The organism is Candidatus Woesearchaeota archaeon, from assembly GCA_027858315.1.
Classification (GTDB): domain Archaea; phylum Nanobdellota; class Nanobdellia; order Woesearchaeales; family UBA583; genus UBA583.
Window position 1 is genome coordinate 39,641 of record JAQICV010000049.1, and the last position, 15,165, is coordinate 54,805.

The window sequence follows — 15,165 nt, forward strand, 5'->3', positions numbered from 1 at the left end:
ATGATAAATTTAAATTCAATGATAAAAAATATATTCGAAAATACTCTAAATGAACTAGGTCCGCTAGGATCATACCAATTTCATGGAATAGTAATAATCTTATTTCTACTAACAAAACAATACACAGAATTTACATTTCTAATTCTTGGATATTTTCTAATTAAAATTTTTGCAATTCCATTTAGAATATTAATGTTTAAAGAAAGACCAAAAGCAAAAAAATATACAAATATATTTGAAAAAATCTCTGCAGCATCATTTCCTTCTCTGCACACTGCAAGAACATCATTCCTATTATTATTCTTAATAAACTATTTCAATAAAGATTTATACTTCTCATTATTTTTTTCAATAATTACAATTTTAATACTCTATTCAAGAATCTACTTTAAGAAACATTACCTCAAAGATATTTTTGTAGGAATATTTTTTGGAGCAATACCCTACTATATCTTGAAATTTTACTTATAAAATGCCATACTTGAAGTACTAACAAACCTTTATATACGCTTTTAACAAAAATATAAATAAGAAGTTGAAAATAATTGCTTCTATTAATCAAAAATGAAAAACATACTAAAAATATTATTAATGATATTCCTATTATTTGGTGGAGTTTTAGGGTCAGTTTTTGCTGAAAATGAAACTATCAATGATACAAACATTATAACTAAAATTGTTGAAAACCCAATTTTAGAAGAAGATTTAGAAGACGAAGTAGAAGACGAAATGCCAAGTCCTGAAGTTAGAGAAACAAGAGATTTACCTCTTCTAAGACCTGAACAAATTGAAGAACAGGAAAGAATAAAAGAAGAAGCTAAAGAAAGAGCTGAAGCATTAAGAGAAAACTATCAAGAGAAAAAAGAAAATTACAGAGAAGCTCAAGAAAGATACACTAATGCTAAAGATGAATACGAAAAAGCTAAAAATGATTTTGTAGACATTAGAAAAAGTCTTATTGCAAACATAAATAATCCTGAAAAACTTGCAAAAGACATTGAAAAAGCAAAAGAATTTACAAATAAAGCTCTTGAAAGATTAGTATCCCACTTAGAAAATTTAAAAGAAAGAATTGCTGAATCCGATTTAGAAAATAAAGAAGAAGCAATTACTGAAATCGATAAAAAGATTGATGAACTAGAAAATGGATTAAAAACTCAAATTAATGAAGCTCAAACTCTTATTGAATTAAGAAATGCTGGAATTGAAGTTAAAAATGAATGGGCAAAAACACAACTAGTTATTAAAAAGAATGCAGGAAAATATCTTTGGGAAAAATCAAATAAAGCTGCAAATACGATTAATGGTTTCACCAATAAACTAGAAACTAAAATCGAAAATTTAAACGAACAAGGAGAAGATACAGCAGAACTAGAAAAATTATTAGCACAATTACAAGAGAAAAATAAAAACGCTAATACTAAACTAGAAGAAGCAAAAAATAATTTTGAAGATGTATCTGATGCTAAAGAATTTGATAAAGCTCTAAGAAATGCTAATGAATTAATCAAAAAGACAAATGAAGAACTAAGAGAAGCGCATAAACAAATTAGAGAAATTATGAAAAAATTAGGAAATCAAACTCCTGAAGAGGTAGAAGAAGAATGAAACTAAAAAATACAATTATGATATTACTAACATTAACATTATTATTATTTGCAGGATGTTCAAAAACTCAAGATGTAACTGAGAATAACATTGTTACTGATGAGAATACAAATAATCAAGTTGAAAATGCTAATGTAGAATTAAATGATGAGAGTTTAGATCAACTTGAAGCAGAATTAGCAGAACTTGATGCACTAGACGAAGAATTGTCCTTAGATGAAGATTTCGATTTAGGATTAAATTAATAATAATTTAATATTTTTTATACACGATTTTCTATCACACTTAAAATGCTTAGTAACCAAATTTAATTTTTTTGACTCAGACATATCAAGTATATATTGAAACCTTTTCTCATTAGGCATTTTTCTTAATTTTGTAATCTCACAAATATGACAATAATTTTTATCAATAACTAAAGGACATATAGAAATCTTAAAAAGAATATCATCTATATTAGAACTAGACGAACAAAAAAATTTCGGAAATGTATAAGACCTCATAACTTCGTATGGAATTTAGAATTTATAAAGCTAATTTAATTGAAATTATAAAAAATCAATCCTCATCATCAATTTCAAATAATTTCTCAGCAACGATTTTCGCATCAAACTTTACCAAATCATCATAACCCTGTCCTATTCCCAAATAATAAATTGGTTTATCTATAGAATAAGCAGCTGTGACAATAGACCCTGGTCTCTCATCAGTATCAGTCTTTGTTAAAATCATCCCATCAATTCCAACAATCTTATCAAAAAGTTCAATTTGATCAATCAAATCATTCCCCGAAACACTATCTCCAACAAAAACGCTAAGTTGCGCAGAACTCACTCTCTTAATTTTTTCAAGTTCAAGCATCAAATTAGAATTATTTGGCATTCTTCCAGCAGTATCAATTAAAACAACATTTAATTTTTTAGCATTAGCATGTTCAATAGCATCAAATGCAACTGCTGCAGGATCGCTACCTCCTTTATGTTGGACCAATTTAAAATTTAATCTCTTAGCATGTTCTCCTAATTGTTCAATTGCAGCAGCCCTAAAAGTATCCGCAGCAGCAACAACAACACTCAAATCATTCTTTTGAAATAAATTAACAATCTTTGCAATACTTGTAGTTTTTCCAGTACCATTAACTCCCAAAACTAAAATTTTAGCAATCTCACCATTCCTATTAAGTTTCTTAATTTGACTCAAAAAATCACCTTCTCTTGAAATCAAGACTTTCTCAACTTCATCAATTAAAACCTCTCTAATAACTTTAGAAAGCTTAAATCTATCATAAGAATTATCAATTAAAGTCTTCTTTAATCTAGTCTCAATACTTTGAACAATTTCATATGCAATATTAATCTCAAGTAAAAACATCTCCAATTCAGTCCATATTTTTAAAAAATCATCACCAGTAACTTTCTTAGCTTTTAATTTCTTAAAAGTTTTCGAAAATACACCTTCTGAAACTTTAGGTTCAACAATTTCTTCATCTTTTTCTTCCTCGACAGCTTTCACAAGTTCTTTTTTTTCTACTTGCTCTTCTTTTTCAATTGCCTTATCAAGTTCTTTTTTATTTTTTGAAGTACCTTCTAATTCAGTTTTTTCTTTAATCGCTTTCTTTTCTTCTTCTGGAGCTCCTTCAAGCATCTCATCTTGAAGTTCTTCTAACTCCTCTTCATCTTTTTCTTCCTTAGACTTACCAAAAACTTTTGAAAAAAAACCTTTTGAAGCTTTAGTTTCTTCTTCTTTCTCACACGGAGTTTCTTCTAAAACTTCTTCAATTATTTTTTCTTCAACTTCAAGTTCTTCCTTTTTCTTCTCTTTCTTAGGTTTTTCTTTCTTCTTTATTATTACTTCTTCTTCAACAACCGTTTCTTCACCTTCACTCTCATCAATAATCTCTTCATGAGTTTCAAAAATACTCTTCAACTTACCTTTAATCTTATTAAACATTTTTATATAAAAAAAGTACCGAACAAATTTTTAAAAAAATTGTACTCGCATCTTAAAAAAATAAAAACTATATAATTTATATAATTTTGTTAAAAATATGTGAAAAAACAAATAAAATAAAAAATTATCTGAATCCGAAACTTTTCAGAACAGATTTTAAAAATGTATTCTCTCTCTCAAGTTCATCAATTCTTCTTCTATATTGACCTGAATGAACTCTTTTTGCCAAATGGTGATATTGTTGCGCAGTCTTTGAATTAGGTTTCACATGAACCAGTGGCTTCTTTTTATATAAGGCCATTCTCATATTTTTATCATCTTCAATAACTGTTGTAATTGGAGTCTCAAGTAAACCCTCAATTGCTCTAAATCCTAAATCAAAATTATCCTTCCTAACTTTATTTAAAACAATCCCCTTAACAGGAATTCCAATTTCTTTTGCAAGAGTTACAATCTTAAAAGCATCAGTTACTGCAGGCAATTCAGGATTAGTCACAATAATAATCTCATCTGCATTTTTCAAAACAGAAAGTGACTCATTTCCAAGTCCTGCTGCACTATCAACGATAACATATTCAGACATCTCTTTTAAATCATCAAAAATCTTCTTTAGCTTTCTAGAATTAACTTCAGAAAAACTTCTAATATTCAAACTACCTGGAACTAATTTAAATCCTAAAGGATGTAAATAAACTGCATCAGTAAGTCCTGCCTCTCCTTTTAAAACATCATTTAAAGTGATCGGGAATTTAGTTAAACCTAAATGAAGACCAATATTTGGGGTAGTTAAATTACCATCCACCAAAATAACATTTTTTCCGTGTTTTGCTAAAGCCGAAGCTAAATTAACACTAGTTGTTGTTTTTCCTACTCCTCCTTTACCCGAAGAAATTACAATAAGTTTACCCATATTCTATTTACTATATTATTTATTTTATATAAAATTATAACTACAAAATAGTTAAAATAATTATAAAGCGAACTCATCAACATTTGAAAGTCCTGCTACAACTTGTTTTAAATTTGCATAAAAATCTAAAAGTTTTGCCATATTAATTACATATTCTTCACCATCAACATATGAAACCATACATAAATTCTTCCTATATTCTCCAATACCTTCAAAATCAGAAAGAAGTAATCTCTTAAGTAAAAAATAATCGGATAAATCCAAACTATTTCCCTTACTCAAAAAACCATCCTTTAAAATTTGAATTCTATCATGTACTGTATGCTCAAAATCGCCACCTTCAGAAAACATTTGATAAGCTACTCCAAAAAATTGTTCATAACCATAAACAACTGTTTCCATAACTTTTCTTAACATCTCTGTAGTTCTAGTGAATTTACATGATACATAAATCATGTGCTCAATTGAGTTCAAGTGTCTTTTTAAATCCCTATAATTTCCAACTATTTGTTCCATCCTTATTCGCTTAATTTAACAATTGCCTCAGCAATATCTCCTTCCACTTGCTTCAAAGTCTCCTTTGCAACATCCAAGCTAACACTTGCTTGTTCACTAACCATTTTAATATCTTCCTCAGAAATTACAATTTCAGCTTTAGTCTCATCCTCAGAATAAGCTCCAGCAATTTGAAATGTAGTCTGACCCTTCATAATAACTTTTTGAACACTTGGATTCTTAAAAACTAAAACTTTATCAGTAGTCTTAATAATTACTTCAACAGTATCCAAATCTACTTGAGACATACCCATCTGTCTCATCATACTCTTCAACTGCCTTGGATCAACTCCAGGAATCATTTTTGGTTACCTCGAACATACAATTGCCTAAATTTATTATCTAATATTAATTCAACCATCTTTAAGTATTAAATAAAACCCACACAAAAATCACAACTGCAATAGAAAAATAAACTACAAACTTTGGCCCAAAATCAAATTTGGTCTTATAAGAACTTGCAACTCCTCCAATCAAACCACCTTGACCGGAAGGAAGGGAAACTGAATTACTTTTCGCCATTATATTAAGTAATACTTCATTATATATAAACATTTCGAGAAAAAACTACTTGAAAGACCTGCAAACATAGATTAATTTATAAATTTACACTTCTTTTAAAAATTATATATGGAAAAAATATTTTTTTTAAGAAAAATTTTTTGTGACAAAATTTTGAAAAACTTTTTCTCAAACAACTTAGAAATTTATAATTTCTTAAAATTGACTAAGGTGATTTTTGAGCATGGAAATTAGACTATCATTAAATAAAAGTGTGAATGATAATGCAAACCTTTATTTTGAAAAATCAAAAAAACTAAAATCTAAACTTCCAGGAGTAGATGAAACTATTGAAAAAACGCAAAAAGAAATAGATGAATTTGAAGAAAAAAAAGAAACTTATATTCTAAAAAAACAAACACAAGAAAAAATTCAAACACATAAGAAAAAAGAATGGTATGAAAAATTCAGGTATACAAAAACAACTTCAGGATTTTTATGTGTATTAGGAAAAGACTCAGGAACAAACGAAATTCTAATAAAAAAGCACTTAGAAAAAGATGATATTGTAATTCACACTCAAGCTTCAGGAAGTCCATTTTGTATAATCAAAAATGCGAAAGATTCTTCAAAAAATAACAAAGTTAATGATGAAACCGAAATTTATAATTCTTTAAAAATTCCAAAAGAAGAAATAGAAGAAGCAGCTCAAATAACTTGTTGTTTTTCTTCACAATGGAAAAAAGGATTTGGAACTGCAGATGCATTTTGGGTCTATCCTGAACAAGTATCTAAAAAAGCTGTAAGTGGTGAATATATGACAAAAGGAGCATTTATGATCTATGGTCAAAAAAATATTATAAAAAATATTCAATTAAGAATCTGTCTAGGAGTAATTAAAAATACAATTAAAACTGAAGATGATGAAACAATAGAATATGAAGAACTATTTTCAGGATCAGAAAAAACATGCAAAAAAATATGTAACAGATTTATAAAATTAGAACCTGGAAATCAAACTCTCAAATCACTAAACAAAGAAATAAAAAAACAACTAAAAACTCACATAGAAGATCTACCTAAATACATTCCAAACAATTGTAAAATATTAAAAAAATAGAAAAATATATTCAATAAATAATTTTTGGAACTTCTAACTTAGTAGAACCAAATGAAAAAATCTCAACTCCTGAAACAGATATCTCTTCAAGAATCAAATCCATATTTCTAATTTGTGCTGTAGTAATTTGACCTCTCTCATTCCTATTATCATATCCATACCTCTCCTTACCCAAAGGATTAAAAAATTCACAACCAAAAAGATTAATTCTTGATGCCCCAAACTTATAAGCAAGTTGAGTTCCAACACCAGTAATAGTAGATTTGCCACATAAAGGACCATCGTGTCTATTTATAGCACCAATATTCAAATCACAAACTCTAAATGAAATCCCATTAATATCCAAATTATCAATATCAGGATTAAAATAAATAATCTCACTTTCTTTAAAATGAGAATCTTTAAATAAATTCAATTTTGAAGCTAAATCTTTTCTACTTCCTTCATCTTTCAATACCCTTAAATCAAAAGGTAACATATAAGTAGGTATTACTCTTTTAACTTTTTCCCCATTTTTATTCACAAATAAATCTGACTTATAAAACCAATCTCTTAAAGAAGACCTAGAATCATAATATACAAAATAATCTACGAAATTTTTTTTGGGATCTAAGCATTTTACTGCTCCATTACAAGCAATAACAACATCACACTCCGAATTAATTCTGTCAACATAAGAAGTTATAGAAGGAGCTGAACCAATAACCCCTACACTAGCCCCTTCATGTTTACCAATCAAATCAGAAAATCTCATAAAAAGGAAGTTATATCTAAACTTATAAATTTATCTCTAAAAAGTGACAAAAATGAAGAAAATTTTTTAAATCCACAAATATAAGAAAAATATATGAAAAGAAGATATACTACAGGAATAGTTATTACAAACTCAAAAAAAGAGTATTTACTTCACTTAAGAGATAATATTCCTGGAATTTGGTCTCCTGGACAATGGTCAATATTTTCTGGAGGTTATGAAACTGAAGATGGACCAACAAACAAAATTGAAACATTTGTAAAAACTGCACAAAGAGAAATCAAAGAAGAAATTGGATTAGAATTAATCTTGAAGATATTTCACCATGATTTAATTACTAGCAGAAATGTTTCCAGATATTTACTTCATGGAAATTATGATGGAGAAATTTCTAAAATAGAATTAAAAGAAGGTCAAAAAATTCAATTTTTTCCTTACAATAAATTACCTATTGAAAACATACCTTCAAGTATTTTAAAAATAATAATAATGCACAATAATAATTATAATAATGAAATTAAAAAATAATAAATCTAACCTAATCTCTTTCCAAAAATTTCTTTATACTCATCTTGAGAAATCTCATAAACAACTTTCTTACTACCATCAAGTATTTCTAACATAATAATTAAACCTTTAATTTTCTCCATAGAATATTTTGAAATGTGAATCCCACCATCATTTGTTCGAGATCCAATATTTAAATTACCTTCTTCTTCCTTTCTTAAAATCAGATTCTTAAAAACTCCTTTATTCTCACTCATCATCTATCTCCAAACTTCTAACATCAAAACCTTCTAAATTTTCATTCCAAGAATCTTTAAAAGATTTATCTTTTTGTGATAAACAATATGCAGCTCTCAAAAATAAACTCTCAGTAGTCAAATTCATATGATTTCCTAAAACTCCTGATTCTTTAATATATCTTCCAGAACTATAAACATTCAAATTAGTCTCACCGTAAACAGTCTGAACTCCAACAATTACATTTATTTTCTTACATAAATTCTTCAAAGATTCTAGATTTTTTTTATGAATTAAAGTTTCTTTATCAACTTCATTAACAGCCAAATGACCAAGTCCAGTCCCTTCAATAATCACAGCATCATAAATTGACAAAGCTTCAATTTCCTCAGGAAATAAATTTGGATGCGCTTTAAAAAAACCAATTTTCAAATTAGTATTATATTCTACATAGCTAAAATTTTCCTTAGTCTTTAAAACAAACAAATCCTTCCTTATAATTTCTATTTTTTTAGATTTAATTCTTGCTACAGGCAAATAATTAATCTGTTTAAATGCATCTCTTCGAGTTGAATGCATTTTCTTAACATTAATACCATCTAAAATTAAATAAGAATCATCTGAAATCTTCTCATGCATACAAACACCAACTCGTTGATATTTTAAATCTAATTTGGAATTCTCTAAAATAAAATCCACTGCTGCATTCAAATTAGTATAAGCATCACTACTTGGCCTATCACTACTTCTCTGAGCTCCAACTAAAATCACTGGAATTGACAAATTTTTCAAAGAATACTGTAAAGCAGCTGAAGAATAATGTAGAGTATCAGTCCCATGAGAAATAATAACTCCCTCAGATTTATTCTCAATTGCTAACTTAATCTCTTTAAGAATTAAATTATAATGCGCAAATCTCATATCTTCAGAAAATAAATTACCAATCATTTTTGCATCAATTTGAGCAACAGAATTTAATTCTGGAAAAATACCTAAAAGCTCATCTACAGTAAATTTAGAACTTACAGCACCCGTAACATAATCAACTTTTGAAGCAATAGTCCCGCCAGTATGCAAAATAGTTACCTTAGGTAAAACTTTTTTTGAGTCTAATTTCTCTTTTTTAGAAACCTCTTTCTTCTCAATTTTATTTTTAGACAAAATTTCAACTTCTTTTTTCTTCAAATTAGCATTATAGCCAGAAGAAAGTTTTAAAACTATAAACTCCTTATCCTCATTAATCAAAATCCCTTTTAAAATTTTATTTTGAAATTTAACTTCAACTTCATAATCCATAAATAAAACATAATAAATATAATTTATATAGTTTATGTATTACTTTTGAAAAAATATTTTCGAACAAATTTCAAATTTAGGTTTAATCATAGAGTTTATATTTATTTTATGTCCTGAAGAAGTCTTATCTTCTAAACTTAATTCAGTTTCATAAAAATGACTTTTAAATGATTGAGAAGAAGTACCATTGATGACTCCCACCTCAGATTCAGACAATCTCAATACTAATCCTTTATCTAAATTTATACAATTATTAAATAATTCTGTAAAATTTTTTCCAAGCTTAATTAAAGAACCATAAGAATTAGATAATTGCATTGAATTAGAAAAACCAGGAAAAATACTCAAATCTTCATCTAAAAAAATTCTTTTATATTCAATATTTGAATTTATAACAACTTCTCCTGATGATTTAAAATATACTTTTTCTCCTATTTTCATAGAATCTATGTTCTCAAACATAGAATATATTTCATCTGCATTCATCTCTTTAAATCCTATTTCATTTCCACCCATATAAATAACTAGGTATAGAAAATATATAAAACTTTACAAATTAAAATCAGGACATATCAAAAACAGGACTACTAAAATCTTGTAAATCATTAAATAATATGCATAGAAAAATTTCAAGTTTGATATAAATTTTAAGAATTTTAACGGGATTCTTTTCTTTAAAAAAAAGGAGGTGATCCATCCGCAGGTTCCCCTACGGATACCTTGTGACGACTTAACCCCCCTCACAGAGCTCAGATTTGATACACCCAAAAAGATGCACCTCATCTCAACCCTACTTGGTTGGTTTGACGGGCAGTGTGTCCAAGGAGAATGGACATATTCACCGGACGCTGATAACGTCCGATTACTAGCGATTCCAATGTCACGAGGCTGAGTTACAAACCTCGATCTAAACTAAGATTCAGTTTCGGGATTAGCTCCTCCTTTCGGAGTGGCGACTCATTGTCTGAACCATTGTTGCGCGCGTGTAGCCCAGGAGATTCGGGCTATACAGACCTACCGTCGCCTACACCTTCCTCCTTGTTTCCAAGGCAGTCTCTATAATGTGCTCCAGTTAACCTGGTTAGCAATTATAAACATAGGTCTTGCTCGTTTCCTCACTTAAGAGGACACCTTACAGCACGAGCTGACGGCGGCCATGCAGCACCTCTCAGCGCCTTAGGTAAAACCTTTAATCTGACCTTCATAGTGCTGTCGCCCCTGGTAAGTTTCTCAGTGTACAGTCTAATTAAACCGCACGCCGCACCGCTTGTAGTACTCCCCCGGCAATTCCTTTAAGTTTCGGCCTTGCGGCTGTACTTCCCAGGTGGCGGGTTTAATGCCTTCGCTTCCCCCTTGCTAAATCTCATAGATTTAGCAAAGCGTAACCCGCAGCGTTTACGGCTAGGACTACCCGGGTATCTAATCCGGTTCGCTACCCTAGCTCTCGTCCCTCACTGTCAGATCCGTTCTAGTGTGATGCCTTCGCATTAGTTAGTCCTGTAAGGATTATAACATTTTACCGCTACCCAAACAATACTTCACACCTCTCCCGGTCTCAAGTTAAACAGTTTCTCTTGCAGTTTCTAGGTTAAGCCAAAGAAATTTCACAAGAGACTTATCAAACCAGCTACGGACACTTTAGACCCAATAAAAGTGATCTCCACTTGTGGCGCTGGTATTACCGCGGCTGCTGGCACCAGTCTTGCCCACCACTTATTCGTTATGCTCATTACACATAATAAAAGCCTACCTTTCGGTAAGCACGAGGGGTTGCCCTATCACACTTGCGTGCATTGTAGAGGTTTCGCGCCTGCTGCACTCCTTAGAGCTAGGACCCTTATCTCAGTGTCCTTCTGGGGGTCATTGCTCTCACAACCCCTACCGATCTTAGACTTGGTGAGCCATTACCTCACCAACAATCTAATCGGCCGCCACCCCATCTTATATTCATTATCAAAACATTCCAGTTTTTGATAACTATAACTTTTACACTCAATTTCTCGAGATTATTAGAAACTATAAGGCAGGTTAGTGACGTGTTACTCAGCCTTCCGCAGTCAGAACAAGTCTAACATACTTACATGGCTTAATCCAACCCCTCTAGCAGAAATCTCTCGCAGGATCAACGAGAATTCAATTTTTTAAATAATTGCTACTAAAGTTTTGTACTACTGTCGTCGTTGTTCATAAGCTGTCATTCGACCTGCTTACACCCGTAAGTATAGATAACGCAAATGCCTTTATAAAGATTTTGATGCGGAGCAATCTCAAGCACACAGTATTTATAAAAGAAATCAACTTCTGAGCTCTTCTTCCAATTCTTTAGAAATCAAAACTAAAATTCCTTCCTTTTCACGATACTCTAAATTACATTTAGAACAAAAAATAACTAACTCAGATTTGACCTTCAAATCCGAATTACAATTAGGACAACAAACTATATCCAACAAGCCTTTATCTAGTGTCATACTCAATCTCCTCTTGAATTAAAGTATAAATAAACTTATCAACTAGATTAGGAATCTCCTTTGAATCATTAGTTAAAAATTCTACGCAACCATTAGTCTCATCAAAAAAAACTCCAGTCTTTGAAGCATTAACATCAAAAGTAATAACTTTATCCCTCTTAGTAGAATTCACACAATTAAAATCCTCATAAAATACAACATCTTCAAATTCAATGTTAAAATGATAAACTCTTTTCAAAAAACTAAGAAGTTTTGCAGAAGGCTGTCCAACAAGAGCATTATCATCCCCAGTATAATTCATTAAAGAAATTTTAAAAGTTACAGTATTTAAAACATCTAATCTATCTGGCTCAACTACATAATCAAACTTTTCAATATCTGAAGGAGGACTATTAAATTGTATTTTATAAGAAACATTCCCTTCAATATAATCATATATATAATAAGAACTAGTATTCCCAATATTTGAATCATCATAATAAAAAGAAAACGCAAAAACTAAAAGTAGAAAAAACCCTACTATACCTCCAAGAATAATTGCATAATGATACCATGAAGGTTCACCATCATCTTCTGGTACAATTTTTTCAATATTCTTAACTTCTTCATTAATCTCTTTATTAGAAACAAGCAATTCCTCATCTTTATTCTTATCTAATTTAATCATATAAGTAATTAAATAGAATTAATATATAAATATTGCTTTTAAAAATTAAGAAAAATAAAAAATAATTACTTGAAAAGGATCTCTAATTTATCTTTTCATTTATTAAAAGATGATTCGAAATATTATTTAAATAAAATTTCGAGCTTATTAGGATCCATCTTAATCTCCTTAATAATCTTAGAAGGACCAACAACAGTAATCCCTATCCTATCCTTTGCCAGAACATTAATTAAAGTATCTTTAACTCTACCTAAAATCGTCGTAGACCTTGATGAATTTAAAAATGCAACCTCAATTCCAGTAAATCTTCCTGAAACATTTGCAAGCGCTCTTGAAATAAGCTCTGTCTCATCTTCAGGTGCAAGCTTACCTTCAAGCATTACAACATCCCCGCCCTTAACAATTATTAAAATCTTCTCAAGCTTTTCAGCTCGAGACCAATTTTTAATTAATTCATAGGATAAAACTTGTACTCCCGTCATTTTAACAATTCACCTCATTGAATTTTAAAATGATACCGAAAAAATAGAGATTTAATTTGCTTAAAATTTTTGACTGCATCATCCTCAATAAAACTCCGTAAAAATTGCATCATACAATTCTTCAACACCTTCACCAGTCTTTGCCGAAATTCCAACCAAAGTATAATCTGGAAAAACAAGTTGAATCTTTTCAATACTAGAACTCTTCAAATCAGACTTATTTGCAACAATAATAAGTTTCTTTTTCTTTGCAACCAAATTTGCAATAAGTGTAATATTTACTTGATTATAAGGATTAAGTGTAGAATCAATGACAACAAGAACTGCATCAACATTATCCAACCATTTAATACTCTCAATAACTCCTTGAGTAGCTTCCTTTGCCCTCTCTTTTGCATCCGATTTTTTCATACCTTTCTTAACAAAATCTTCAAAATCAATTTTAGTAGCAATACCAGGAGTATCAATTAAAGAAAAATTAATAGTTTTTCCTCCTTTTTTCATCTCAAGTTTTTCAACCTTTTGAACAGATCTAGTTTCGTGTTCAACAGATGAAGTTTCAAACTTACCTGCATCTTCTCCTAAAATATCAAATATAATTTTATTTGCAAGAGTAGACTTCCCAGCATTAGGAGGACCATACAAACCTAAACTTAATTTTTTACGCTTTTTAAAAAAAAAAAGGTAATTAAAAAACCCTTTTGAAAATAATTTGACCATAATAATAAGACAATATATATAGTATATAAACTTTTTCTTTAATCAACTAAAGGTTTATGAATTTTCAAATTATAATATTAACACTAAATTAAACTCTCAATAATAGAAATAGCATTGTAAACTTCATTTCTAAGGTAAGAATTAACATTACCCATACTACTAATTACTTCTAATTGTTCTTGGATTTTTATCAAATCCTCTTGACCATTTGCAACTTTAATCAAAGCAATCACAGATGATAACTCAACTTTAACTTTATTTGGAGCATCTTCAACCAAACTCTCAAGTACCTCTGCAATCTCTAAAATCTCTTCAATCATTTTTCAAACATTTCGAGTCTTTTCAATAATTTCTAAACTCTTTATAAAAGCACTAACTCCTATTTTTAAATCCGTAACACTATTACAAATAACATCAATTTCAAGTGATTCGTTTTTATTAATTTCAATTTTAATATCTTTAGATCTAAAATCAAAATCTTCTTCAATCAATAAATTATAATAAAAAATATTTAAATCTCCAAAATCTAACTTAAAATTTGAAGAGAATTTACTCATCTTGCTTTGATAATATCTAAAACTCTATCTTGTTTTTTCTCAAGAGCTTTTGATGAACAATAAGGACATCTAATTTTTCTCTCAACTAAAACACCGTTTACAGTTTTTTTACAAACACTACATACATATTCAACCATTTTAATTAATAAGGTTTGTACGCTTTTCCAACGAACATTTTTTCACAACCAGCACATCTCCAAATACCATATGCTTGCCTCTTAACTTTATCCTCTTTACCACAGAAAGGGCATTTATGTTTTCCTCTTGAGTTTTTTTCAATCTCACTAACTTTCTTTCTAAGAATGTTACCGTATCTAACTCCAAATCTTCCAGCACTACCTTGTTTTTTTGTTGCCATTTTATCATATATACAAATTATACTCTTGCCGAGTATTAAACTATAAATAAAGAAATGAAATTTGGTTTATAAAAGTTTTGGGAAAATTTAAAATCCGAAAAATCTATTTTAAAACTATAATCTTGATTATAAATAATATATATATCAAAATAATGAAAATTAAAACTCTTGAAAATGTAACAAAAATCAATAATTTTTTCTTACCTTTAAGATAATCATCTAACATATATCTCTCACTAAATATATATTTGAAACCAAAAAGAAAACTTCCTCCAGACATAAAAAACATTTTAATAGAATCATTAGGATTCAACTCGACATAAAAAGCATTAAATTCCTCCTTTAAGTGATTAATTATTTTTGAAATAATATGAATTCGTATAATTGAAAAAAAACTAAAAAAAATAACCATCAGAATTCCAAGCTTATTCAAATCATAAACGAAATTATCTAAGAACATTATAATGATAAACAA

General features: G+C 29.2%; 24 protein-coding genes and 1 rRNA gene. 5 read left to right on the plus strand and 20 right to left on the minus strand.

Going from position 1 to position 15,165, the window contains the following annotated elements:
• The 3 genes from PF569_04255 to PF569_04265 all read left to right on the plus strand — a co-directional run bounded on the left by PF569_04255 (window position 1) and on the right by PF569_04265 (window position 1,853).
• A complete protein-coding gene (locus PF569_04255) occupies window positions 1-471 on the plus strand; it encodes a phosphatase PAP2 family protein (GenBank protein ID MDA3855446.1) in 471 nt (156 codons plus the stop codon).
• A gap of 93 nt (window positions 472-564) precedes the next feature.
• Window positions 565-1,608 carry a hypothetical protein gene (locus PF569_04260; protein ID MDA3855447.1) on the plus strand — a complete coding sequence of 348 codons (1,044 nt, stop codon included), beginning with the start codon at window positions 565-567 and terminating at the stop codon, window positions 1,606-1,608.
• Complete coding sequence (locus PF569_04265) at window positions 1,605-1,853, plus strand: hypothetical protein (protein ID MDA3855448.1); 249 nt, start codon at window positions 1,605-1,607, stop codon at window positions 1,851-1,853. The genes PF569_04260 and PF569_04265 overlap by 4 nt, the downstream gene beginning before the upstream one ends.
• On the opposite strand, the gene PF569_04270 is transcribed toward PF569_04265, so the two are convergent.
• From PF569_04270 to PF569_04295, 6 genes are all read right to left on the minus strand, one after another.
• Window positions 1,845-2,111, minus strand: a complete 267-nt coding sequence (locus PF569_04270) for a hypothetical protein (protein MDA3855449.1) — start codon at window positions 2,109-2,111, stop codon at window positions 1,845-1,847. The genes PF569_04265 and PF569_04270 overlap by 9 nt on opposite strands.
• Before the next feature lie 55 nt (window positions 2,112-2,166).
• Window positions 2,167-3,558 (minus strand): signal recognition particle-docking protein FtsY, encoded by a 1,392-nt coding sequence (gene ftsY / locus PF569_04275; protein ID MDA3855450.1) that lies wholly within the window; start codon window positions 3,556-3,558, stop codon window positions 2,167-2,169.
• A gap of 124 nt (window positions 3,559-3,682) precedes the next feature.
• Window positions 3,683-4,468 carry a cell division ATPase MinD gene (gene minD / locus PF569_04280; protein ID MDA3855451.1) on the minus strand — a complete coding sequence of 262 codons (786 nt, stop codon included), beginning with the start codon at window positions 4,466-4,468 and terminating at the stop codon, window positions 3,683-3,685.
• A 60-nt stretch (window positions 4,469-4,528) separates the two neighbouring features.
• Window positions 4,529-4,984: a hypothetical protein gene (locus tag PF569_04285; protein MDA3855452.1), complete on the minus strand. Its 456-nt coding sequence runs from the start codon at window positions 4,982-4,984 to the stop codon at window positions 4,529-4,531.
• A gap of 2 nt (window positions 4,985-4,986) precedes the next feature.
• On the minus strand, window positions 4,987-5,325 hold the full coding sequence (locus PF569_04290; protein ID MDA3855453.1) for a nascent polypeptide-associated complex protein: 339 nt from the start codon (window positions 5,323-5,325) through the stop codon (window positions 4,987-4,989).
• 61 nt (window positions 5,326-5,386) lie between these two features.
• Entirely contained in the window at window positions 5,387-5,545 is a 159-nt protein-coding gene (locus tag PF569_04295) for a hypothetical protein (GenBank protein ID MDA3855454.1), read from the minus strand.
• 223 nt (window positions 5,546-5,768) lie between these two features.
• On the opposite strand from PF569_04295, the gene PF569_04300 reads away from it, so the two are divergent.
• Window positions 5,769-6,644 (plus strand): DUF814 domain-containing protein, encoded by an 876-nt coding sequence (locus PF569_04300; GenBank protein MDA3855455.1) that lies wholly within the window; start codon window positions 5,769-5,771, stop codon window positions 6,642-6,644.
• A 10-nt stretch (window positions 6,645-6,654) separates the two neighbouring features.
• On the opposite strand, the gene PF569_04305 is transcribed toward PF569_04300, so the two are convergent.
• A complete protein-coding gene (locus PF569_04305) occupies window positions 6,655-7,398 on the minus strand; it encodes a hypothetical protein (protein MDA3855456.1) in 744 nt (247 codons plus the stop codon).
• A gap of 93 nt (window positions 7,399-7,491) precedes the next feature.
• On the opposite strand from PF569_04305, the gene PF569_04310 reads away from it, so the two are divergent.
• Window positions 7,492-7,926: an NUDIX domain-containing protein gene (locus PF569_04310; protein MDA3855457.1), complete on the plus strand. Its 435-nt coding sequence runs from the start codon at window positions 7,492-7,494 to the stop codon at window positions 7,924-7,926.
• Between the two features lie 5 nt (window positions 7,927-7,931).
• Here PF569_04310 and PF569_04315 read toward each other — a convergent pair whose 3' ends face one another.
• From PF569_04315 to PF569_04375, 13 genes are all read right to left on the minus strand, one after another.
• Window positions 7,932-8,162 (minus strand): hypothetical protein, encoded by a 231-nt coding sequence (locus tag PF569_04315; protein MDA3855458.1) that lies wholly within the window; start codon window positions 8,160-8,162, stop codon window positions 7,932-7,934.
• A complete protein-coding gene (gene gatD, locus PF569_04320) occupies window positions 8,155-9,438 on the minus strand; it encodes a Glu-tRNA(Gln) amidotransferase subunit GatD (GenBank protein ID MDA3855459.1) in 1,284 nt (427 codons plus the stop codon). Before gatD ends, PF569_04315 begins: the two co-directional genes overlap by 8 nt.
• 39 nt (window positions 9,439-9,477) lie before the next feature.
• Window positions 9,478-9,954 (minus strand): hypothetical protein, encoded by a 477-nt coding sequence (locus PF569_04325; GenBank protein ID MDA3855460.1) that lies wholly within the window; start codon window positions 9,952-9,954, stop codon window positions 9,478-9,480.
• 167 nt (window positions 9,955-10,121) lie between these two features.
• A 16S ribosomal RNA gene (locus tag PF569_04330) occupies window positions 10,122-11,571 on the minus strand.
• Between the two features lie 161 nt (window positions 11,572-11,732).
• Window positions 11,733-11,906 carry a Trm112 family protein gene (locus PF569_04335; GenBank protein ID MDA3855461.1) on the minus strand — a complete coding sequence of 58 codons (174 nt, stop codon included), beginning with the start codon at window positions 11,904-11,906 and terminating at the stop codon, window positions 11,733-11,735.
• Window positions 11,893-12,573, minus strand: a complete 681-nt coding sequence (locus PF569_04340) for a hypothetical protein (protein MDA3855462.1) — start codon at window positions 12,571-12,573, stop codon at window positions 11,893-11,895. Before PF569_04340 ends, PF569_04335 begins: the two co-directional genes overlap by 14 nt.
• Window positions 12,574-12,695: 122 nt before the next feature.
• Window positions 12,696-13,055, minus strand: a complete 360-nt coding sequence (locus PF569_04345; protein MDA3855463.1) for a DUF2073 domain-containing protein — start codon at window positions 13,053-13,055, stop codon at window positions 12,696-12,698.
• 84 nt (window positions 13,056-13,139) lie between these two features.
• Window positions 13,140-13,775 (minus strand): Era-like GTP-binding protein, encoded by a 636-nt coding sequence (locus PF569_04350; protein ID MDA3855464.1) that lies wholly within the window; start codon window positions 13,773-13,775, stop codon window positions 13,140-13,142.
• An 83-nt stretch (window positions 13,776-13,858) separates the two neighbouring features.
• A complete protein-coding gene (locus tag PF569_04355; GenBank protein ID MDA3855465.1) occupies window positions 13,859-14,095 on the minus strand; it encodes a hypothetical protein in 237 nt (78 codons plus the stop codon).
• 3 nt (window positions 14,096-14,098) lie between these two features.
• Window positions 14,099-14,332 (minus strand): hypothetical protein, encoded by a 234-nt coding sequence (locus tag PF569_04360; protein ID MDA3855466.1) that lies wholly within the window; start codon window positions 14,330-14,332, stop codon window positions 14,099-14,101.
• The gene (locus PF569_04365; GenBank protein ID MDA3855467.1) at window positions 14,329-14,469 is read right to left on the minus strand and encodes a DNA-directed RNA polymerase subunit P; all 141 of its coding nucleotides are present in this window, start codon (window positions 14,467-14,469) and stop codon (window positions 14,329-14,331) included. Before PF569_04365 ends, PF569_04360 begins: the two co-directional genes overlap by 4 nt.
• A gap of 5 nt (window positions 14,470-14,474) precedes the next feature.
• On the minus strand, window positions 14,475-14,690 hold the full coding sequence (locus tag PF569_04370; GenBank protein ID MDA3855468.1) for a 50S ribosomal protein L37ae: 216 nt from the start codon (window positions 14,688-14,690) through the stop codon (window positions 14,475-14,477).
• Between the two features lie 103 nt (window positions 14,691-14,793).
• The gene (locus PF569_04375; GenBank protein MDA3855469.1) at window positions 14,794-15,150 is read right to left on the minus strand and encodes a hypothetical protein; all 357 of its coding nucleotides are present in this window, start codon (window positions 15,148-15,150) and stop codon (window positions 14,794-14,796) included.
• Window positions 15,151-15,165 lie beyond the last annotated feature (15 nt).